At 43.7% G+C, this 21,564-nt stretch carries 25 protein-coding genes; 20 read left to right on the plus strand and 5 right to left on the minus strand.

What is annotated here, in order from left to right:
* Positions 1 to 16: 16 nt before the first annotated feature.
* Positions 17 to 865, minus strand: coding sequence for a hypothetical protein (locus tag MSG38_RS22955; protein ID WP_248402709.1), 849 nt, complete (start codon positions 863 to 865; stop codon positions 17 to 19).
* 209 nt (positions 866 to 1,074) lie between these two features.
* Here MSG38_RS22955 and MSG38_RS22960 point away from each other — a divergent pair, with 209 nt between their 5' ends.
* The 4 genes from MSG38_RS22960 (at position 1,075) to MSG38_RS22975 (ending at position 8,614) form a co-directional block, all read left to right on the plus strand.
* Positions 1,075 to 1,479 (plus strand): hypothetical protein, encoded by a 405-nt coding sequence (locus MSG38_RS22960; RefSeq protein ID WP_248402710.1) that lies wholly within the window; start codon positions 1,075 to 1,077, stop codon positions 1,477 to 1,479.
* 84 nt (positions 1,480 to 1,563) lie between these two features.
* Positions 1,564 to 3,999 (plus strand): class I SAM-dependent DNA methyltransferase, encoded by a 2,436-nt coding sequence (locus tag MSG38_RS22965; RefSeq protein ID WP_248402711.1) that lies wholly within the window; start codon positions 1,564 to 1,566, stop codon positions 3,997 to 3,999.
* Entirely contained in the window at positions 3,996 to 5,345 is a 1,350-nt protein-coding gene (locus MSG38_RS22970) for a restriction endonuclease subunit S (RefSeq protein ID WP_248402712.1), read from the plus strand. Before MSG38_RS22965 ends, MSG38_RS22970 begins: the two co-directional genes overlap by 4 nt.
* On the plus strand, positions 5,342 to 8,614 hold the full coding sequence (locus tag MSG38_RS22975; protein WP_248402713.1) for a DEAD/DEAH box helicase family protein: 3,273 nt from the start codon (positions 5,342 to 5,344) through the stop codon (positions 8,612 to 8,614). The genes MSG38_RS22970 and MSG38_RS22975 overlap by 4 nt, the downstream gene beginning before the upstream one ends.
* A 146-nt stretch (positions 8,615 to 8,760) precedes the next feature.
* Here MSG38_RS22975 and MSG38_RS22980 read toward each other — a convergent pair whose 3' ends face one another.
* The 4 genes from MSG38_RS22980 to MSG38_RS22995 all read right to left on the minus strand — a co-directional run bounded on the left by MSG38_RS22980 (position 8,761) and on the right by MSG38_RS22995 (position 12,843).
* Positions 8,761 to 9,831 (minus strand): helicase RepA family protein, encoded by a 1,071-nt coding sequence (locus tag MSG38_RS22980; RefSeq protein ID WP_248402714.1) that lies wholly within the window; start codon positions 9,829 to 9,831, stop codon positions 8,761 to 8,763.
* A gap of 131 nt (positions 9,832 to 9,962) precedes the next feature.
* Positions 9,963 to 11,222 carry a site-specific integrase gene (locus MSG38_RS22985; RefSeq protein ID WP_248402715.1) on the minus strand — a complete coding sequence of 420 codons (1,260 nt, stop codon included), beginning with the start codon at positions 11,220 to 11,222 and terminating at the stop codon, positions 9,963 to 9,965.
* A gap of 278 nt (positions 11,223 to 11,500) precedes the next feature.
* Entirely contained in the window at positions 11,501 to 12,235 is a 735-nt protein-coding gene (locus MSG38_RS22990) for a hypothetical protein (protein ID WP_248402716.1), read from the minus strand.
* 2 nt (positions 12,236 to 12,237) lie between these two features.
* Positions 12,238 to 12,843 carry a S24 family peptidase gene (locus MSG38_RS22995; RefSeq protein ID WP_102277782.1) on the minus strand — a complete coding sequence of 202 codons (606 nt, stop codon included), beginning with the start codon at positions 12,841 to 12,843 and terminating at the stop codon, positions 12,238 to 12,240.
* 134 nt (positions 12,844 to 12,977) lie between these two features.
* On the opposite strand from MSG38_RS22995, the gene MSG38_RS23000 reads away from it, so the two are divergent.
* The 16 genes from MSG38_RS23000 to MSG38_RS23070 all read left to right on the plus strand — a co-directional run bounded on the left by MSG38_RS23000 (position 12,978) and on the right by MSG38_RS23070 (position 21,515).
* On the plus strand, positions 12,978 to 13,232 hold the full coding sequence (locus tag MSG38_RS23000) for a pyocin activator PrtN family protein (protein ID WP_017108645.1): 255 nt from the start codon (positions 12,978 to 12,980) through the stop codon (positions 13,230 to 13,232).
* Between the two features lie 11 nt (positions 13,233 to 13,243).
* Positions 13,244 to 13,438 (plus strand): hypothetical protein, encoded by a 195-nt coding sequence (locus MSG38_RS23005; RefSeq protein WP_248388859.1) that lies wholly within the window; start codon positions 13,244 to 13,246, stop codon positions 13,436 to 13,438.
* 2 nt (positions 13,439 to 13,440) lie between these two features.
* Positions 13,441 to 13,635: a hypothetical protein gene (locus tag MSG38_RS23010; RefSeq protein ID WP_048662771.1), complete on the plus strand. Its 195-nt coding sequence runs from the start codon at positions 13,441 to 13,443 to the stop codon at positions 13,633 to 13,635.
* Positions 13,635 to 15,464, plus strand: coding sequence for a replication endonuclease (locus MSG38_RS23015; protein ID WP_248402717.1), 1,830 nt, complete (start codon positions 13,635 to 13,637; stop codon positions 15,462 to 15,464). The genes MSG38_RS23010 and MSG38_RS23015 overlap by 1 nt, the downstream gene beginning before the upstream one ends.
* A gap of 64 nt (positions 15,465 to 15,528) precedes the next feature.
* Positions 15,529 to 15,846 carry a hypothetical protein gene (locus tag MSG38_RS23020; protein ID WP_102554673.1) on the plus strand — a complete coding sequence of 106 codons (318 nt, stop codon included), beginning with the start codon at positions 15,529 to 15,531 and terminating at the stop codon, positions 15,844 to 15,846.
* Positions 15,839 to 16,378, plus strand: a complete 540-nt coding sequence (locus MSG38_RS23025) for a hypothetical protein (protein ID WP_248402718.1) — start codon at positions 15,839 to 15,841, stop codon at positions 16,376 to 16,378. Before MSG38_RS23020 ends, MSG38_RS23025 begins: the two co-directional genes overlap by 8 nt.
* The gene (locus tag MSG38_RS23030) at positions 16,365 to 16,832 is read left to right on the plus strand and encodes a hypothetical protein (RefSeq protein WP_061040027.1); all 468 of its coding nucleotides are present in this window, start codon (positions 16,365 to 16,367) and stop codon (positions 16,830 to 16,832) included. The genes MSG38_RS23025 and MSG38_RS23030 overlap by 14 nt, the downstream gene beginning before the upstream one ends.
* A complete protein-coding gene (locus MSG38_RS23035; RefSeq protein ID WP_050621037.1) occupies positions 16,741 to 17,556 on the plus strand; it encodes a hypothetical protein in 816 nt (271 codons plus the stop codon). The genes MSG38_RS23030 and MSG38_RS23035 overlap by 92 nt, the downstream gene beginning before the upstream one ends.
* Positions 17,557 to 17,687: 131 nt before the next feature.
* Positions 17,688 to 17,816: a hypothetical protein gene (locus MSG38_RS24015; protein WP_004735828.1), complete on the plus strand. Its 129-nt coding sequence runs from the start codon at positions 17,688 to 17,690 to the stop codon at positions 17,814 to 17,816.
* A gap of 12 nt (positions 17,817 to 17,828) precedes the next feature.
* The gene (locus MSG38_RS23040) at positions 17,829 to 18,644 is read left to right on the plus strand and encodes a major capsid protein P2 (protein WP_050621038.1); all 816 of its coding nucleotides are present in this window, start codon (positions 17,829 to 17,831) and stop codon (positions 18,642 to 18,644) included.
* 9 nt (positions 18,645 to 18,653) lie between these two features.
* Complete coding sequence (locus MSG38_RS23045; RefSeq protein WP_004735826.1) at positions 18,654 to 18,926, plus strand: hypothetical protein; 273 nt, start codon at positions 18,654 to 18,656, stop codon at positions 18,924 to 18,926.
* Between the two features lie 2 nt (positions 18,927 to 18,928).
* Complete coding sequence (locus tag MSG38_RS23050) at positions 18,929 to 19,075, plus strand: hypothetical protein (protein ID WP_164091129.1); 147 nt, start codon at positions 18,929 to 18,931, stop codon at positions 19,073 to 19,075.
* Positions 19,075 to 19,281 carry a hypothetical protein gene (locus MSG38_RS23055; RefSeq protein ID WP_059021657.1) on the plus strand — a complete coding sequence of 69 codons (207 nt, stop codon included), beginning with the start codon at positions 19,075 to 19,077 and terminating at the stop codon, positions 19,279 to 19,281. The genes MSG38_RS23050 and MSG38_RS23055 overlap by 1 nt, the downstream gene beginning before the upstream one ends.
* Positions 19,262 to 20,185, plus strand: a complete 924-nt coding sequence (locus tag MSG38_RS23060) for a hypothetical protein (protein WP_059021655.1) — start codon at positions 19,262 to 19,264, stop codon at positions 20,183 to 20,185. The genes MSG38_RS23055 and MSG38_RS23060 overlap by 20 nt, the downstream gene beginning before the upstream one ends.
* Positions 20,182 to 20,832 carry a hypothetical protein gene (locus MSG38_RS23065; protein ID WP_061034285.1) on the plus strand — a complete coding sequence of 217 codons (651 nt, stop codon included), beginning with the start codon at positions 20,182 to 20,184 and terminating at the stop codon, positions 20,830 to 20,832. The genes MSG38_RS23060 and MSG38_RS23065 overlap by 4 nt, the downstream gene beginning before the upstream one ends.
* On the plus strand, positions 20,832 to 21,515 hold the full coding sequence (locus MSG38_RS23070; protein WP_248402719.1) for a hypothetical protein: 684 nt from the start codon (positions 20,832 to 20,834) through the stop codon (positions 21,513 to 21,515). Before MSG38_RS23065 ends, MSG38_RS23070 begins: the two co-directional genes overlap by 1 nt.
* The last annotated feature ends 49 nt before the right edge of the window (positions 21,516 to 21,564 follow it).

Raw genomic sequence — 21,564 nt, forward strand, 5'->3', positions numbered from 1 at the left:
GCTGTATTAGCACCTTTTAAAGGGGCTTTTTTGTAGACAAAATTCGGTATTTTAATTTGTCTATTTCCACTGCGTAATTTTCAGTTACAGCTAATTCTGATAGCTCATCAAATGTTTTAATCAGACGATTTAGCTGGCGGTTAGCCTGCCGTTGATTATTGTTATCATTAGCCTCAAACCACCTTGCTGCCTGATTTTGCATTCGTAGAACTATTTTTTCAACGTGAAGAGATTCTTCAGCTTTTTGTTGTTGATACCGCCATGTTTCTAGGCGTTTACTTCGCCCCATTTCGTAGGGGGTGTACTTTTTATGATCTATGCCAACGTGTTTTAATACAGCTGCATTAAAAGCTGTTTTGAGCATCTTAGTGCCTTTTTTTTGTTGGAGTGCTTTTAGCACCCTTTTTCCAACTATTTTACCGATCAAAAGGTGTACATGATCGCCAGCCCCATGCTTAGTGTCTTGTTTTTGTCTGTGCAGTACAGCTCTGATTTGTGATTTTAATTGTTTTATTTCTTGTGGCTGTAACTCGCATAACTGAGCAAGAGTGCTGCAGCAGTCGCTCAAGATTAACTTCCACTGCCTTTCTGTTGGTCGATAGCCCTTTGGCAGTGTCAAACAGTATTCCATAGCATAGCTGGAAAGGGGTCTACCTCCCTTACGATTTAGATGTTGCCGCACTCTAAATTGTTCTCCAGCTAGAGCTATTCTCTGTGATGTTTTTGCATCACCTATGAGTGAGATGATTGATTCTGTATTACGGTGATTTGGGTGTTTTTGGGCAAGTAAATATCGCTCTCTAGCCATAACACCATCACTTTGATTCTTGATAGACTCCGTTGTAACAACCCAGTTTTTGATCATAGTTTTCTATAAGTGTATTAATTCTTATAGACAGATTGCAAACAACGAATCACCAACATCATACTGAGTCCGGTATTCCAGATAGTACAACCCCATATGCTACGCATTTGTTGGTTGTCACTGGTGAGATTGGGATACCCCCTCTCAACGCCCCCAAGGTATTTGCTATTTGTATTCAGAGTTATTACGCTCAATACAAAAGATACTTTATGAAAAACGTCGAAAATGAGTTATCTCATTTAGAAAAGTGCCTAATTCCTGCAATATCCACTGATGAACTAATCAATAAAGCCATTGAAACTAAGGTGATTAATCATTGTAAAAAATCAGGGTTTATTACCGTAGAGGATATTGAATTAAAGTCTGAACGCTACCTGTGGCTAGTCAGCGTTCTTGATGTCAACCTGCAAGCTCTATGTCTGCTAGATCAGATCGTTTTAGAGGTCGTCAGTAATACCGATTCAGACGATTACAACTCAGAGGTTGGAGATAAGTCGGCAGCAATAATTAAAGACCTTGTCAGGAGGTTAATGGTGATTGCTCCTGTAAGTACAGGCTTCTCCTCAAGCGATAGTAAGATATCGCAATCCTCTACTTCGCTTTATATGAAATAGTGTTCAACCTATCAGACAGTTAGTTGTTATTTAGATATAATCCCCTGAATTATGCATATTGCTATACTCAGGGTTTTTCTTTTCATGACTAACACAAATTTCTCTCAAACCGCAGCCTTCATCTGGTCGGTAGCTGACCTGCTTCGCGGTGACTTTAAACAATCCCAATACGGTCGTGTGATCCTGCCGTTTACCCTTCTTCGTCGCCTTGAGTGTGTATTAGAAGAAACAAAAGATGCAGTAATCGCTCAAGTTCCTTTAGTTGATGCAATGAGTCAGAAGTTAGTTGACTCAGAAAAACCAGCTTTGGATGAAAATCAGCGAGAAAAGTTGCTATTACGAGCGACGCAAACTGCAACTGACAAAAAGGGACTGTCATTCTTCAATACCTCTCCAATGAACCTTGGCAAGATGGGGCAGAGCGACATTAAAGCTAACCTAGAGAACTACATTCAATGTTTCTCTGCTGATGCCCGTGAAATCTTTGAGCATTTTAAGTTTGATGAGTTTGTTGGTCTGCTGGATGATGCCAATCTGCTTTATAAGGTAGTGAAGAAGTTTGCCACTACTGACCTAAGTCCTAAAGCCATTTCTAACCACGATATGGGTTTGGTATTTGAAGAGTTGATTCGCCGCTTTGCTGAAAGCTCTAATGAAACGGCAGGTGAGCACTTCACCCCTCGTGATATTGTTCGCTTAACCACATCTCTCGTGTTTATGGAAGATGATGATGCTCTGACTAAAGAAGGCATTATTCGCACCATTTACGACCCTACAGCAGGTACGGGCGGCTTCTTATCTTCAGGTATGGAATATGTCCATGAGCTGAACCCTAAAGCCGTGATGCGTGCGTTTGGTCAGGAGTTAAACCCAGAGTCATACGCTATCTGTAAAGCGGATATGTTGATTAAGGGGCAGGATGTTAGCCGTATCAAACTAGGTAACACCCTTTCTAATGACCAACTGCCAGCCGACCAGTTTGATTACATGCTATCTAACCCTCCGTTTGGTGTTGACTGGAAGAAGATTGAAGGTGAGATCAAAGACGAACATACCCTAAAAGGTTTCGATGGTCGTTTTGGCGCAGGTTTGCCTCGTGTATCTGATGGTTCTCTACTGTTCTTGATGCACTTGATCAGCAAAATGCGTGACACTCATGCTGTTGACGGCAGCGTTACGGATGGTGGGCGTATCGGCATCATTCTTAATGGTTCACCACTGTTTACTGGTGGTGCTGGTAGTGGCGAAAGTGAAATTCGTCGTTACATCCTTGAAGCTGACTTACTTGAAGCCATCGTCGCGCTGCCTACCGACATGTTCTATAACACGGGCATTGCAACTTACGTATGGGTGCTAAGCAATAAGAAAGGCTCAGAACGCAAAGGCAAAGTGCAATTAATTGATGGCTCTAACCTGTGTGGCAAGATGCGAAAATCGCTAGGATCGAAGCGTAACGTGATGAGTGAAGACGACATTAAAACCATTACTCGCAGCTTTGGGGATTTTGAAGTGGTTGATGCTCGCGAGCTTGATAAGCCAGCAGAGCAAAAGTCAAACCGTGGCCGTCAGTCAGCGACACCAAAAACGGAAGCGCCTAAAACCTTCGCCAGTAAGATCTTCAGTACCCACGAGTTTGGTTACCGCCGCTTAACAATCGAACGTCCATTACGTTTATCTACACAGCTAACGGATGAGCGAATCAATACGCTCCGTTTTGCTCCCAAGCCATTCAACGCAGTTATGCCTGAGATCTATGAGAAGTTTGGCTCCGAGTGGACAAACGAAACATATGGTCTGTTAGGTCATGTTGAAACAGAGGTTCGTGCATTAATCAAAGCAGATTTCCCAGAACTAAAAGAGAAGCAAATCAAAGATGTCTTGGGTAGCAAAGTATGGTTATTCCAAAAGTCATTACTTGAGAAAGCTCAGCAGCTACAAGCTGAAATCGGTATTTCTCATAATGAAAAAGGGCTTGGTGGCAAAGCGCAACAGTCTGATGATTTCAATCAGTTTGAATTGACCTTGAAAGGTGCGTTTAAAAACACTGGTATTAAACTAGATACTAAAGAGAAAAAGCAGTTTATAGATGCGGTAACGTGGAAAAATCAAGATGCCGAACGAGTGGTCAAGAAAATATTAAAAGAAGAATCACAACCATTGTATGGTGCTTTTGAATACATTGGCGATGTTAAAGGTCTAGTAGGTAAGGTTGTTGAGTTCCAACAAGATGGCGATCTACGTGATAATGAGAACGTGCCACTTGACCCAAGCGTTAGCACATCAACTCTGATTGAAAGCTACTTCAAGCGCGAAGTGCAGCCACACGTTGCTGATGCGTGGATTAACGCAGACAAGCGCGATGAAAAAGACAAAGAGATTGGTGTTGTAGGTTATGAGATTCCGTTTAACCGTCATTTCTATGTTTACCAGCCGCCACGTGATTTGGAAGTAATTGATGCCGATTTAGACGTAGTGAGTAGCGATATTATGAATTTGCTGAAAGAGGTACATTCGTCATGAGTAACTATCCTGCTTATTCTGAATACAAACCAACCCACTTGGGTTGGTTACATGAAATCCCCGCTCACTGGGAAGTAAAGCGTTTGAAATATCTTGGTGAAGCGATAATTGGATTAACTTATTCACCAGATGATGCTGTTGATAACTCAGATGAAGGAACATTGGTTCTACGATCTTCAAATGTCCAAAATAAGCAACTGGCATTTGAAGACAACGTATATGTGAATAAGAAAATCCCAGAAAAGCTAAAGACTCAGCTTGGTGACATATTGATATGTGCTCGGAATGGTAGTCGAGCATTGATCGGAAAGAATGCCCAAATTGATAAACAGGGATTGGGTATGACTTTTGGGGCTTTTATGTCTGTGTTTCGTAGTCCTTACAATGATTACCTTTCGAAAGTGTTTAATTCAGCTTTGTTTGAGTATCAATCGGGGTCATTTTTGACTGCTACGATCAATCAGTTAACGACGGCTAATCTAAACAGCTTTGAAATTCCATTGCCACCCAAGGATGAACGTCTTCAAATCGCCAACTTCCTCGATCACGAAACCGCCAAAATCGACACCTTGATCGACAAGCAGCAGCAACTTATCAAGCTGCTAAAAGAAAAACGCCAAGCGGTTATCAGCCATGCGGTGACTAAAGGGCTAAACCCAGATGCACCGATGAAAGATTCCGGTGTGGAATGGTTGGGGGAAGTGCCTGAGCAGTGGATAGTAGTTAAATGCGGCTATCTTGGACGGTTATTTGGTTCTGAAACTATTGCTGATACCTTGATTGGTGACGACGGTGACATTCCATTTATCAAAGTATCAACTTTGTCTTTGGACACCTTTGATTTAGCTGAAAAGAGCTTTTTTGTTGATAGCTCGAAAGTAACCACCAGTAAAGCAAAGTCTAACTATATTGTGTTCCCTAAAAGGGGGGCTGCAATATTCACAAATAAAGTTAATTTCGTTAGGGAAAATTCCTTTATTGATCCCAATTTAATGGGCTGGGAGTTAAATGAAAAAGTCATGCCTGAATATGTTGCATATATGCTGAAGCTTCGTGGGCTTGGTGACATTGCTGATGTGTCTACTGTTCCACAGATAAACAATAAGCATATTGAGCCTATGAAATTTCCTCTCCCTCCAATTAAGGAGCAAGAGGAGATATTGGAAGCCTTGAAAGGTGAAGTATCTAACTTCAACACGTTAGTGCAAAAATCCAGAGAAGCCATTGCTTTGATGCAAGAGCGCCGCACCGCTTTAATTTCAGCCGCCGTTACAGGAAAGATTGACGTGCGCAATTGGCAAGCTCCAGTGAACCAAGAAGTTCAACAGCAGGAGGCTGGCTCATGAGTACCGATTCAACTCAAGAACGTATCTTCCAAGATGACATCATTCGCCAAATGGTGGCGAATGGTTGGGTGGAAGGTAAACCTGAAGGCTATAACCGAGAGTCGGCACTCTATGAACAAGATGTGCTGAACTTCGTAAAAGCGACCCAACCCAAAGAGTGGGAGAAGTTTTGCAAGGTTTACCCTAATGAATCTGACCGTCACTTTATTGAAGCACTGGTTGCTCAACTAAAAAAAGCCGATGTGAATGCTACCAATCAAGCCTCACGTAGTTTTGGTACTTTGGGTGTTCTGCGTCATGGCTTGAAGATTCGTAATGCGCGTTTTTCGCTATGCCAGTTTAAACCTGAGCATAACCTAAACCCTGAAACCTTAGCGCGTTATGAGAAGAACATCTGCCGCATCGTTCCTGAGCTGGTTTACAGCCCTTATGCCACCAAAGAGCACCTAGAAGCGACGGGTAAAAAGGCTAAAGCATGGCGTATTGATCTGGTTCTGTTCGTCAACGGCTTACCAGTCTCAACGCTTGAGCTGAAATCCGAATTCAAACAAGCGGTAGAGAATGCAATTAAGCAGTACAAGCGCACCCGTCTACCCAAAGACCCTGCAACTAAGAAACCAGAGCCACTATTGACCTTTAAACGTGGTGCTTTGGTGCATTTCGCTGTGAGTCAATATGAAGTGCATATGGCAACCAAACTGGCAGGTGATGACACCTTCTTCCTTCCTTTCAATAAAGGGACTAAAGAAGGCGGTGCGGGTAACGATGTACCTAAAGACAAAAGCCTTTATGCTACAGATTATCTTTGGAATGAGGTATTAGTCCCTGACAACCTACTAAATATTATCGGGCGCTTTGTTCACCTTCAAATTGAAGAGAAGGAAGATTGGGAGGGACGTAAATCTAAGAAAGAAACGCTGATCTTCCCTCGTTACCACCAATGGGATGTCGTGACTAAGCTGATTGACGCCGCCATCGAAGAAGGGACGGGTAACAAATATCTTGTGCAGCATAGTGCGGGTTCTGGTAAGTCGAACTCTATTGCATGGACAGCACACCAGCTTTCTACGCTTTATGACTCTGAAGGCAACAAGCAATTCCATTCTGTCATTGTCGTCACCGACCGAACCGTGCTTGATGACCAACTGCAAGATACCATCTACCAATTTGAACATGCCGATGGTGTGGTAGGGCGTATCAATAACAAAGAGGGCGATGGTTCTAAGTCTGAGAAGCTGGCTTCAGCGTTGGAGAACTCGCAACCTATCATCATTGTGACCATTCAAACCTTCCCGTTTGTTTTACGTGCGATAGAAAACAGTACCAGCCTGAAAGAGCGTAGCTATGCTGTAATCGCGGATGAAGCGCACTCATCACAAAGTGGTTCTACTGCTCGTCAGTTAAAAGAAGTATTGATGACCGAAGAAGCCGATGATGACGTTGAGTTGTCTTCGGAAGATATTTTGGATGCGACCATTGCAGCACGTCAAGGCAGCGCCAACCTTAACTACTACGCATTCACGGCAACCCCTAAGCCAAAGACAATGGAGCTATTTGGGCGTTTACCTAAGCCTGAGCTTACGCCGTCTAAGCAGAATAAGCCAGAAGCGTATCATGTGTATTCGATGCGCCAAGCCATTGAAGAAGGCTTTATTCTGGATGTGTTAAAGAACTACACCAACTACAAGGTGATGTATCAATTAGCGCAGAAGGTGGATGCCGCTGATAAAGAAGTCGATAGCAAGAAAGCTAAGGTGAAGTTAAATCAGTGGGTGCGCCTACACGATCACAATATCTCACAAAAGGTCAAAGTGATTGTTGAGCACTTTAAAGATAACGTTATGGGCTTATTAGGTGGTCAGGCTAAAGCTATGGTGGTTACTAGCTCTCGCAAAGAGGCAGTGCGTTACAAACTAGCTTTTGACAAGTATGTGGCGGATGCGCTTGCCGAGAAGAAGATGGGCTATGATGCGATTCGCGCAATGGTTGCCTTTTCTGGAGAAGTCGAATTCAATGCCAATGATCCTGATAGTTTTGCTTTTATCGATCAGAAGTTCACTGAAAAGAACATGAACCCAGACTTAAAAGGTCGAGATATGCGTAAAGCCTTTGATAGTGACGACTATCAGGTAATGCTTGTGGCGAATAAGTTCCAAACAGGCTTTGACCAACCGAAGTTATGCGCTATGTACGTTGATAAGAAGCTAGGTGGCGTAGAGTGTGTTCAAACTCTTTCTCGCCTTAACCGTACTTATCCGGGCAAGGCAGAAACAGGCACATTCGTATTAGACTTTTATAATGAACCAGACGAGATTTTAGGTTCCTTCCAGCCCTATTACCAAACCGCAGAATTGGCGGACGTCACCGATCCTAATATGGTGTTTGATCTGTATGAGAAGCTGCGCACCAGTGGCATTTTCTTATGGTCCGAAGTAGAGCAGTTCTGTGAAGCCTTCTTTACCAAGAACAAATCTAATGCCGCGATTAGTAACATCTGCCATCCAGCCAAAGAGCGTTGGCAAAAGCGTTATACCTCTGCAGTAGAGGCTTATATTAAAGCCAAAGAAATGTTTGAGCGTACAAAGAAAACAGGTGACGCTGTTCTTATTGCCAATGCAGAGAATAGTTTTAAAGACTGCAAGCAAGAGAAAGACCGTCTTGAGATATTCAAGAAGGATCTCGGCAGTTTCACACGCTTCTATGAGTTTATGTCTCAGCTTGTCGATTACGATGACAAAGAGTTAGAAAAGCTAAGCCTATATGCTCGTCACTTGCGTCCGTTGTTGCGTGAGAAGGTGATTGAGGAAGATGAGTTAGATTTAGATAACGTGGTAATGAGTCACTACCGTCTATCGAAGATCCGTCAACAAGATATACAGCTTAAAGAAGACGCTCCTGACTACCAACTAGAGCCAAGTACCGATATCGGTACTGCTAAGGCAAAAGATAAGAAGGAAGAGTTCCTTTCTCATATCCTCGATAAGCTCAATGAAGTCTTCATCACCGATAACCTGTCAGACAAAGACATGATCAACTATGCCTTTACTGTTAGAGACAAGCTCACAGAGAACGAAGCGGTAATGAGTCAAATTGCCAATAACACGCGTGAACAGGCGATGCTAGGTGATTTCCCTCAAGCGATTGATGATGCGATTCTTGGAAGTAATGAGGCTCACCAAGAGCAGATGATGCAGTTGCTTTCTGACCCTACAAAAACTCAGCAGTTTGCACGGGTTATCTTTGATATGTTGAGTGGGTATAAGGGATAGGGTATTTGCGGCTCGCATAGTGCATGGAGTGGGAATCACTTCCCACCTAAAATGTGCCATTTCAGGCGAAAAGCGATTGAAGGTTTGAATAGTGCATTCACTGTGACAAAGTGACACACCTATACGGTGTGTCACATGTCACAGGTTTAATGCACGACGGTTATCACGTCAGTATTTGAAGCTTTGGCTGAAGACTGCTCCAAGGAGACGAGTCTGTTTTCAATAAGCGTTTTAATTGAACGACTAAAGCTTTTTCTCTGGGCATCTGTCATCTTACCCGTTGGATACAGCATGGAGCGTAACTGCTCCCTTGTGGCTTTACCTGCGAAGTCTCTATTCAGTATTTCTAAAATAGGGTCTTTCTTAGGTTTCACTTTGATTGTTTTTGTTACAGCTTTTTTTGTTCTTGCCAATGAGGTTATGGGTCTGTGGCTGTCGCAAACAATACCTAAGTCCACAGTTTCCATTTCAAACTCCATACATGGCATTTCAGTTCCATCTTTTTGTTTAGTATTACTGAAAGTAAGCAACTTAGATTGTCCACTGCGTTTGACGTGGAACTCATAGTCACAAGCTGCTCGCAGCACACTACTACCCCTTGCTCCTTTACTTGCGTCCTTTCCCGTATGGTGTACGCACATGATGCTTGTGCTGGTAGCTGCTTTTACTTTGTCGCAGCCTGAGATGAAAGCACCCATATCACGAGATGAATTTTCATCACCGCTAAAGCAGCGCGCTAGCGTATCTAGGATAATTAATTGCACTTTGACGTTTTCACGCTCTTCAAGCTGTTGTATAGCAGTAATCATTTGCTCTTGTGTTGTTTCTTCCGCTAGCAACAAGCTATTACCTAATACAAAAACCTTGTCAGCCTTCAGGCCGTTCGTTAGTTCCCATGCTTTAATTCTCTTGGATATACCAATTTGCCCTTCGGCTGCGACATACACCACAGCACCTTGCTCTACATTTCTATCACACCATGTTTTTTCTGTTGCAATAGAACAAGCAATATCAATGGCTTGAAAAGATTTTAATGTGCCACTTGCACCGTAAATTACACCAAAGGATAAAGTAGGGAAGTAGTCCTTGATCAACCATTGTGCTTGGTAGTCATAACCTGTGGAACCGCGGGAAAACATAAAGTCTCCGTACTGCTCCAATGTGTTTTGTTGTTCTGAATTTGTAACTTTTTCATTTAAATTTACGCCTTGCTTCATAGTTCTAATTTTAGTTTTTTTCCGCACTCTTAATGTGCAGTCTCTATTGATTAGATCTTTTGAATGAGCGTTGCAAATTTTTCTTATAAAAAAAGCGAGCTATCTAGCTCGCTTTACTTTGAATGCTAAGATTATCTTATTTCATTTAGCATCTTACTAATATCTGAGGCTTGGATTCGGTTGTAGTGTTCTTGAAGGATTCGGAAGTCTTTGTGTCCCGTGATTTTTGCGACAATAGCTATATCCAACCCTTTTTCAAGTAAACGAGATGCACCTTCAGCTCTAAGGTCACGGTAGCATAGATCTGTTATCCCTAACTTGTTTCTTACTCGCTGCCACCCAGCCGTTACAGATCTTGAGTTGTAAGGAAAGATTCTTCCATCATCACTTTTTGGCTGAGATTCGATGATCTTTACCATCTCATTACAAAGCGGGAGAGCCATATCATTTCCTAGTTTTTTTGTAGGGTGTTTTCTATCCCGAACTAACAGTGTCTTTTTGTCAGCATCGTAGTCAGAGAGTTTTACATCGCACAGCTCCCCAATGCGTAGGCAGGAAAGGATAGAAAATGGAACAATTGAACTGTAGGGGATGTGTGCCGCACGATGCACTTCCCTTTTCTTCAGCTCCTCCATAATCCGATCAAGCTCCATACTAGTAGGTCGACGGGTGCGCCCTTTACTTCTAGCGATTAAACCTTTGTCTACTAGCTTCTTATACGCTTTGTCATGGTAGTCAGTATTAGCCTTTATGCTGAACTCTTCCTCAGCGATATCCATAACTGTTTTTAAGTAAATCACATCAGTCATTACCGTTGATGGGCTGGGTGAGGTAGGAGAGTTGATTCGTTGCTTACAGTGTCGTTCAAGATCCTTAGCTGTGATCTCATGTGCGAAAATCGTTCCTAAGTCAGAAATAGCTAGTCGTTGCAGAACGTAGTATTTGTCACTGCCTTCATATTTCCTTAGGTTGTCGGGATCGTCGAGGTACTCATAGATAAGAGTCGAGATGGTGGCATGTTCAAGTTTTTGTTGCTCTTGTTCCATACTTTGTGGGTTGTCTTGCAGGTATTCAAACTCAGCCTTTTTTTTCTTCGCCCAGCTAGCGGCTTGTGGTCGAGTATCAAAAGTACGACCCTCACTCTTTTCAACTACACCTTTCTTCGTGTTTTTTACACGAGCCTTAAAACGGATACCTTTCTTGTTCTTAACTTGAGTGATTTCAATTGATGCCATTATTGATGTACCTTCAGCGCTACCAAAATTACGCATGAGTTGTAAACTCATGCTGTGAGGTAAGAACATTCGACACAAACAATCCAACCAATAATAAAAAGTTGAAATAAATTTTCTGATTGTGGAATATTCTCTGAAGGTTGGTGTGAAAGACATTTCCTTGTATAATCCTCGCCCATTTTTCAGGGGGGATTTTGCCCCCTAATTTTGCCCCTGAGGGGGCAAATGAATGTCGAAATATGACAGAATTAGCCAGAATACCCACAAATAAGCCGGAATATCGGTATGGGTAAGGCATTGATAATATAAGGCTTACCAATGAAATACCCATCTTCTCGCTTCTCGGTTGCACCTATGCTCGATTGGACTCACTTTTAAGCAATACCAACTCCTAAAAGCAAGTCATCCGTACTAAATCCGTACTAATATTTAATTTAGTTTGCCTCTGAAGCTAAAAATAGTTTCTTGTGGGCGTTCTTCCATTTGTTCAGTGGCTTAACTTTTACCATCTTTCCATTTCCTAAGCACACGACAAGCTTGTAGTGTTTACATAAATTAGAATCACTAAGCTCTTCATTACTTTCAAAAAAGATTACAACATGACCAAATGAAGAGAGGCTTTTGGGTTCGCAGGTGTAATCAAGTAACTCTATTCTTTCTTGATTGGGACCCAATAAATACACACCTAAAATTGTCTCTGTTCGGTCTTTTTGGTTGGTAATGACAAGCCTTTGACGATTCTTATTAGGGCTTTTTGTTGGGGTTATGATGAATGCGAGCAGACTGTTGTATTTCATTTGATAGTTTATTGATGCGAGCAAGTATGCAGCAATGGAAATACAACCAACTAATACCTTGAACGTATCATCTACTAAGGCTGATTTGTCCTCGTATTCTTTTAGCCGTTTCGCAAGAAACCGCTCATAAGTGATTTCCTTTTGTGCCATTTTTGTTAGCTCATCCGGATATGTTGCATTGGGGTATTTTAGCTCTTGAATTTGGGTGCGGATTTTAGCTAACTCGGTTCGAGTCATAGCCACATACTCTTCATGTTGCTTTTTATCCTCGGTAGCTAACCAGAAAGCGCCGCCTATAATCACTAAAATAATGATCATTATGACGTGCAAAAAGCTACTACGAACGATATCAAAATCTATTTTTCCAAGCATATTTACATTCTCTGCCCTGACCAAACCACCTCACCGATGATCTCGAAGTCGTTGCCTTTAATCTCTTCTTTTCCAAGTTCCCATGCTTCATAAGCACTATTGTCACTGACTACCTTGATTCCGTTTGGTAGAAATTGAAGTCTCTTCACCATCAGTCGATTGTCATATCTGAATACGTAAATCCCATCAGTAGAAAAACCATCAACGCGGTTCACCATTACGATGCTCTGATTTTTGAGAGTTGGGATCATGCTGTCACCACGGACAGGCATTAAGAAAACGTTGTTTGGGTTAAAGCCAAGCTCTTGCCTAATGAATCGCTCACTAAAAACCATAGCGCTAGATTCTTCTTCTTTTTCAACAAGCGCCCCATGCCCAGCACTTACCTCAATATCGAAGAATTTCAATTCCAAATAGCCTTTTGGAGTCAATGAGCCACTTTTTGCGATCTCGTTCGCTTTTAGAAAAATATCTTCAGGAATTTTCCCACGCATTCTCCACGTTTGAATGGTTGATGCTGAAACCCCCAAAGCTTTTGATAAATCAGTATTTTTTGAGGTTTTGGTTAATTTTTTAAGTTCAGATATTTGTTCGTCCACGATGCTCATTGAATGCTCCAGTGTGCTCAAAGGTGTTGCAATGTATGAATTATGATCCAATAATGTCTCATGACGACATTGAGACATTCTTGAGTTAATTATAGTTGCTCTTAGTTAACTCACCATAATTGCATAGGTGATTTATGAACACAAACTTCGCATTACTCGCTAGATTTGAAAGCCCTACTGTAGAACTTAAACAAGTCAGCCAAGAGTTTTTTGGTATCACCCCTAAGACGGCAGAGCAAAGAGCGAAAGCTTGTGACTTTCCCGTTCCTACCTTCAAGTTGCGTGATTCTGAGCGCAGCCCGTCGTTAATCAAGATAGAAGACCTAGCTGCTTACATTGATGAACGTCATTCAGTGGCAAAGTGTGATTGGCTATCGGTAAACGGGTAGGAGGGTTGAGCATGGATAATGTAGCGACTCCAATTCACAACGTTAGCGTAGACCTTTCTCATTCGAGTGAAGCCAGAGAGCTTTTCATGATAATTAAAGGTCGCTTGTCTTGTTTAAGCGAGTCTTCACCTGAGTTTGAATTTTTATACCCGATTTATAACCAGTTCCTAGAAGCCACCATTTTATTGGAAAGCTTGGAGGAATAGACATGCAGGTATCTGACCCGATCCACTTACCTTGTCCCGATATGCTTGGCATGGTTGACCCAAAACCGGAACTACGCGAACGCTCTATTCATTTGATAGAGCAGTTACGTGAAAAACATGGTTTATCGAAGCGTTCAAAGCGCAAAGCTAGACCCATGAATTACGTTTGCACAAATCATTCGTGTACGGGGCTGTAATGAACGAACAAGCGATGATAGCCGCACTTGCTAACATGGAAGCTAAAAGTGACGCAGGGGAACTCACTCGTTACTCTGCGTTCACTAAACGCTTCTTTCCTCGCTTGCCTAAAATCGTGCGTAACGATGTGAAGCGCAAAATAGCCAAGCGTAAACAACGCCAAAACCCTACCAAAGAAAATTTGATACTCGCGGCAGAAGATGCCGTTAAGTTTGGGCTGAAAAGAGCGCACTTCATTGAAGACAAATTCCCGTTTGTTGATAGTCGCGCCAAGACTCGAACTCAACTGTTAAGCCACGATATTTTGATGCGTGATGATGCCGTTAATGAACTAGCAAAAACGTTCGCTGATAAGTGCGCGTTATTGCTTACCGAAGAAAGCCAACCCGAAGTATTCAAAAGCTTTTTAGATGCGATAGAGCATGTTTACCAATTGCAGGAAGCTGAATTAAAAACGATTCATGTTAACGCGCCACAAGTGAACCTTAAAAAACGCGATAAGAAACCGGAAGAGTTAGAACAAGACCTACAGGTAGCCGTACTCAAGATGCAATCTGAATCTTGGATTGAGGGACGCTTGTTACACCTCCGAGCACAATACATTGAGTATTCACAAATCACGCTTGAGCGAGTTGGTGAGGGAAAACATCAGTCACCGGTGATCAGTGCGTTGTCATTTGCCAATTGGAAACAGAAACAGCGTGACGCTAAAGCATTCCTTGAAACTATGGCCGTGATGAATAACGAGACGGGTGATTCTTTCAATCTTGAGGATGTGGTCAAGCGAACGACTGCGAATCCAGAAAACCGTCGTATTGAAATGATGGTGCGTTCTCGCGGGTTTGAAGAGTTGGCTCAAGACTTAGGTTATACCGCGCTTTTTATTACTTGGACGTTGCCGAGTAAATACCACCGAGTCTCTAAAAAGTGGAATGGTGCGAGTATCAAAGACGGCCACCAAGTTCTCATGCAGCAATGGGCGTTAGGCCGAGCACTGCTAGCGAAAGAAGAGATTCATTATTTTGGTTTTCGAGTGGCTGAACCACACAAAGACGCGACCAGTCATGCTCACTACTTTTTGTTTTGTTCGCCTGACGACAAAGACTTCATTATTGAAACCTTAAAGGTGTGCGCTATCTCTGAGGATAAGCACGAACTAGGTTCTGATATTTCGCCTCGTTTTGATGTGAAAGAAGCTGATCCGAAAAAGGGCGGGGCGACTGCCTACATTGCCAAATATGTATCGAAGAACATTAACGGTAAGCACATGCCAGAAAACGAGGGTGAAGAATCTGCCTATCGTGCACGTGCTTGGGCTTCCACTCACCGAATTCGTCAGTTTCAGCAATTTGGTGGTAAGCCTGTTTCCCTTTGGCGAAATCTACGCAGGGCAAAACCGGAACAGACCATGATAGACCCAAAGCTCGAAGAGCTGCGCCAAGCGGCAGATTCTTCGAAGTGGTCGCTGTTCTGCCAATTGGCTGATAGTGCAAAAGTGGCCTACCAAACAAAACAAAATCAATACGGTGAAGCAACCAAAAAGGTGATCGGCTTTTTTTGGCTCGGTCGTCTTATCGAAACATCTAGCGAGTGCTATTCGCTTGTTAAGAAAAAAGACGTGAAGCGTCTTCAAGAGGCGCGGAGCGTCTCACCTTGGAGCACTGAAAATAACTGTAACTCTCCCTTAGTTGAACATCTTCAACGCGTGACCGGATGGAGCGTGGAGGGAGTCCAATGCTTAATCTCACCGTTAATGCGGGGAGCAAAAGTCCAAATCGATAAATACACGAATATCAGCTTTAGAAACAATCGCCTGATTGTGTATTAAACCATTGCCAACGATGTGAATCAGGGGCTAAACACTAAACAACGTCGTGAGACAGAGGATTGAAATGAAAATACTATCGCTTGAAGAGTGCCAGCGAGATTTAGCCGCTTTGGACGCGGCCGACAAACTGACCGCCAACATGAAAGTGGAAATTGACCGCTTTAAAGAAATGGATACTAGCAAGCTCATGAAAAAAGCCATGGGAATGTTGATGGGTGGCAACTTATCACTGGAGGCGTTAGGGCTTCCCGTCAATCTATTTGAGCAATTAGAGCAACTCGAAAAGCTCAATGGGGTGGCGCGCAATAAATACCGCGCTGTCGTCGTGGCCAACCAAGAGCAACTTGGTGATGTGGAAAGCGTCGAGGTGAACCATGGCTAAATATGAAAACCCTGTTCGTGGGTATATCGCCTGTCCTGTTTGCCAGTCTACCGCCACCACTCACCAAGTGGGTGAGGGGCAATTGATCGCCTCTGGTGAGCCACCAAAAAATAGCCGTAACATTGGACTGATGTATTACCGTTGCCCTGAGTGCGGTAACAGTTCGAACAGTAAAAAGGTCACGGAGTTCATCAAAGCACATTCCGTTGCTGAGTTAACCGAACTTAAACCGAACTCAACCGAAAAAGGTTCGGTTATTGAGTCGGATTTAATAACCGAGCCTAACCCTATCGATGCAATTGAGCTAACCGAATTGGTGCAAGTGGATGAAGCCAGTAAAGACGCGGTTTCCAACCGAGAGATAACCGAAACAGTCGATGATAAAAAAACAGAAAAGACCCCAAATAAATTCACCTTTAAACGAGTAATCACGGGGTTAGCGTCGGTTATCTTTATCATTTGGGCGGTGTCTCAATTGCTACCGAAAGCCCAAGCTGAACAACCGCAAGGGGGTGAACATGGAGCAAGCTAACGAAACCTTACCAGGTGAACAAGTTGAACTGGATGATTGGGGGGATTTTGGCTCCGTTATTCACCAGCTTGAAGAACAAGAGAAAACCGAGAGCGATTTAGTTGGCTTAACCGAGCCAACCGAACCGGTAACCGAAGATAAAACGGAAGCTATGGCGGGCTTACTGAATATTTTGTTTGCCTTAACCGAGCAAGCGACCTCCATCATTTCAGGGGTTGAATTTGAGTTTGACGGTAAAGGTAAGCAAGCGGTGATGGATGCTGCTGAGCCTGTCTTTGCAAAACACGGTAGTTCGCTTATGGGCGTGTTTGGTGACTACATCGAAGAGGCAACCCTATTGCTTGCGGTTCTTGGTTTGATTTATGCCTCTAAAAAGCAATTGGTCATGCTGCAACAATCAAAGGAGGTGGACGGTGAAAAAACCGAAGCCCCTAGCCCTACCGAACCCCGTTAACTCGAACCCGTCACATGATGCCGAGCACACCATTTATGTGGCAGGAACCGGAGGGGGTAAAACCTCAGCCGTTAAGCATTTAGGGCTAGTCCCTAAAACGGCTCAAGCGGTCTTTTTTGACCCCTACACCAACTACGCAGGGAGTAAGTTCCAAGGTCAAATGTGTCACGGTACTTCATCACGTTTAACCTTTGTCAAAACGCTCATTATGGCGCGTCGTCGCGGTGGCTCGTTTAAGCTGGCCTACATCCCAGCAAACGGAGCAACGGGCGACGAATTAGAGTTCTTTGCGTCGGTGGTGTGGTCAGTGGGTAACGGTCGGGCTAGCCAGCTCTATACCGTTATCGAAGAATTGGCGTCATGTGTTGAAACCTCGGGCAAGCTTCGAGGTCGTGCGGGGGAGCTTTTGCGTGGAGGTCGTCAATACGGTCTTGTTGTTCATACGGTGTTTCAACGTGGTCAAGAGGTGCCTAAAACCGTGACCGAACAATCAAGTGTTTGGTGGGTGGGCGCGGTTAACTCAATGAGTGATGCGCACTGGATAGCGGATAAGCGTGGGTTGGATGTGAATATCGTGGCGGGGCTAAAGTCTGCCAAGGTCAATAAAGAACGCATAGGTAAACCGATAGCCGAATATTTATTGATTGGTGATGGTATCGGCAATATCGAGCACAAAGCGTTTAACTGTCAGTCCGGCTCTAAGCTTAATTTAAACTACCGTTAATCGACCTTTTTAACCTATAGGTTACCCGTTCAACCTATAGGTTACTTTCCCTTCCTTTTTTAACCTCACTCCTATTTGATAAACGCTCAATTTGATTATTCACAATCCAACGTCGAGAGACAGGGGAACTCATGAAAGCTCAACATAAAAACATGTTGATTGCTGTAGTACTGACCTTACTGGTGATTGCCATCATCAATAACGTATCAACGCTAGAAGCAGTCAAAGAACTCATTAACGGCAAGCGTGGCTGGTTTTAAGGAGATATAAACATGTCAGTAAAACCAATCAAACTTAATTCCATGGTCGGTGCTGCTTGGGGGCAAAAAGGTACTTTACCTATCCCTGTTGGTCCTACTTATCAAGAGTTGGTATTAGAGACCAATGCCGAAGCTGCAGATATTGAGCGTTTGTCTATCACGCTTAATGCAGAAGAAATCTATGTCTTAACGGGCAGTGAGATTTTGATGCTTGAGCGTTACAAACAACGTGCTCATACAACAGGCCACTACGTGATCCCATTTAGTGATATTTCCGCACGTACTAAAAATGGTGTTCGCTACACGGGGCTGGTGACGGAAGCGGGTGACAACATTCACTTAGATATCCAGTTCAAAGCGAAAGCCAGTGGCGACCCGCTATCGATTCAAGTTCATGCGTGGGTGACTAATGCACAACCTGCACGAATCATCGTGCCAATGGTTAAGCGTGAAACCATGCCAGCGAACGCGGCAGGGGTGAATGAATTCACAAGCCTAGTATCAAGCCCGTTGATTAGTTTACGTCGTGCGCACTTCATGCATACGGGTATCACTAAACTCGAAGTTGAGCGCGACTTTGTTAAAGAGTACGAAGCCAACAAGTTTATCAATGAAGCGAACGCCAAGCGTAACGAACGCACACCTCAAGCGGGTTACTTTCACTTCGATCCTATTGTGCGTGGCTTCTCTATCGATGAGCTATTTCCAACGCAGCATAGCTCTAACTTGAAGTTCTCAGTAACAACGAGTGACGTAGCGGGCTCAATCCCTATTTTGGTTGAATCGGTGAAAGTGGTTCGCCCTGAAATGCTCGCGGGTCGAAGCTAAGGAGCCGATATGAGCTTTTTTGATGACCTCTTAGAGTTTGGGGGCGGTGCGCTCGATAGCGTGGGTGAAAATGCCGATTGGCTGTTTGGTGATGATGACAATTCATCTAACCCAAACACGACTCAGCAACCTAACGCACCCGTCGTTGATAATAACGGCAACGCGGTTACAACCCCTCAAGGCTCACTTGTAGCGAAAGATAACACCCTGCTTTATATCGGTGGTGGTATTGCTGCGCTGTTAGTGCTGGTTCTGCTTGTTGTCATGCTGAAAGGTAAATAGTTATGCCATTACTTTTCATTGGTTTAGGTGGTCTTGGTCTTGGGTCTGCGCTTGGGTTTGGTGTGAGTCAGGGTATCAATAAGGCTCTGACTGCTACTGCGGTGATCGCCCTGTTATACCTTGCCTACAAATCGGGAGTGTTTCGCTAATGCTAGGTTCATTAACGTCTTTAACGGGTGGCGGTGGCTTGACTGGTGGGTCTTCGGGTCCTGCAAAATCAGGTAACACGTCTAACACCACAAATAACAGTGGCTTTACTGCTGGCGGAATGAATTTTGGCAGCAACAACGGCATACCGTGGTGGGGAATTGCGCTTGTTGCTCTGATTGCGCTGTATGTTCTCACTCGAAAGTAACTTAATTCCTGAAACTTGGGGTAATGCCAAGCCGAGGCTATGTAAAGCCCTTGGTGATTACCTCAAACAAGCAGAAATTGAAGTTCAAGAGGGGCGAGAGTCCCTTTATCGAGTGGAAGATACCTACATGTTACTGCGCGGTGAGCAATCACAATCAGGCTCTAAGGAGTTGGTGGTTGTTGCGTTAGCGGGTGATATGGCAGCGGGTACGCTCAGTGCAATTAATCACGGTAAAGCGAACGGCTTTGACTCCATTCGCGCCCACTTTAGCAAACGCGGAGCCCATCGCTATATTCAGCGTAAATTACGATTGCCTGTTCGAGAGGTTGAAACTCACAAGAATGAGCATGTATTACAGATAAGGTTTGATGATATGGGCGGGAAAAGTAGCTCAAGAAGTGACGCTAAAACCGTCACCACAACCACAAACAAAAGCAATAGCCAAGGCATCGGTGGCGATAACAATGGCTTTGCACTGTCAGGGATAGAAAACTCTGACATTAATTTAAGCATGACTGACCATGGCGCAATGGCGGTTGCAGGTCGAACGGCAGAAGAAGCGTTTAAATTCGGAACTGACGCATTAGATTTTTCAGCAGACACCGTTGATGCCTCTTTGGGCTTTGGTGAGAAAGCGTTAGACGGAGCGTTCAGTTTTGGTGAGAGCGCATTGGATGCAAATGCAAATCTTAGCGAGCACGCGATAGATTCCATTAAATCCATGGCAGGCCAACAAACGGAAACGACCAAAGCAGCACTTGCCATAGCAGGGGCAGCAAAAGCGCGAGAGCAAACGGGTGAGAACGAAAGTAATAACGAGCTACTGAAAAATGTGTCTCTTATTGTCGGGATTCTCGTCTCGTTATTAACGATGGCTTATATGTTCGCGGGGCGTAAGCAATGAAGCAACTGCATACCTTAAATACTGGTGAAGCAATTAAATTTAACGCGGGTCAGGCTGGTAAGTATCTCATCATGCGCGAGGCCAGTAATACCGTCATGCTGCGCGGTGATCTTCTGCGACCTGTAGAGATTGAACGCGGTGACACGGTTGATATCACTCGTTTTGACGAGCTTGAACTTTTTAATCACAAAGCGGATGCCGTGACGATTGAATATCAAATCGCAGATGTTCCAATCATCACCAAAGCGCAAAAAATTGATATCAGTAACTCGGTAGCGATTAGCGAGATTTTAACGCCAATTACCGTTGATAAAGTTCTATCCCCTATAACGGTGGGCGAAGTCCAAACCGAGGTAAAAACACGCATTCAAAATGACGTCCTCAAGGTGGAAAAGCTTGCTGATTTATACACCTTACAAAAGGTCGGCAGTGGGTTGTTGGATTTAACAAGCGATGAGCAAATTATTGATGGGAAAGCTGGACGTAAAGGGCTCTTTATTCAGGCTTCTACCAACAATGCCAGTCCCGTGTTGGTGCAAGGTTTAATTGATCTTACAGCTGGCGGTCATACATTAATTCAAACGGATGCCATTGTGACACTGCAAGGTGCTATAGGCGATAGCGTCAAAGTAGGGGAGTTTATCTAATGTTTCAACTTTCAAATCCGCCCCAAGCCTCTTCGAGTTCGGGCTCAGTTGGGGAAGTCGGGGCTAATGTTTTGGCCAGTATTCCTATAGGTGCTCAAGATGGCGGGAGTGCGTCCGGTTTCGTGACCATCTTAAATAACCTTTATGACAATCCTAAGCGTGGTCATAACGCGGCTCTGTATCATCGAAATGAAAGCATTAATGGTGAGTGGGGTCGAAGAATGCAATTAAAGTCAGCAGTCGATTTGATAACGAAAGCGGAGCCTTATGATTCTGTATCGTTAATGATGTCGGTCACGCTCAAAGGGAAGATAAATCTTGATGCGTCAACGGCTGCGAAGGTGAGCGCGTTAGATACTCCTATTTCTTGCGTAATCGGAATTAAGACTCAAGCCGCCCCATCATATAGAGGCGCGTATTGCAGTGTGCCAGCTGTGTACTCTTCGAGTGATTCGTCATTGGTATTCGATGGCTCGTCTGATGTTGTTCTTAATGTTCAAGCGGGCGATGTAGCCAGTATTGCAGAATCAGAACTTCAAATTTCTTTCGATGTGGAAGATATGACTAATGATGTGATGGTTTACTTGGAAGAGGCACCTGCAACGTTAGAAAACTTGTTTGGGCTTATTCATATCAAAAAGGCGTGGATTGCTGAGGAAGTCGTTTATCCGGTGCCTGATTAACAAGGGTTTGGTGGTAATGAATATTAAGTATTTGCTAGTACTGCTTTTC

The organism is Vibrio sp. 1CM24A (assembly GCF_023161725.1).
In the GTDB taxonomy this organism is placed as follows: domain Bacteria; phylum Pseudomonadota; class Gammaproteobacteria; order Enterobacterales; family Vibrionaceae; genus Vibrio; species Vibrio coralliirubri.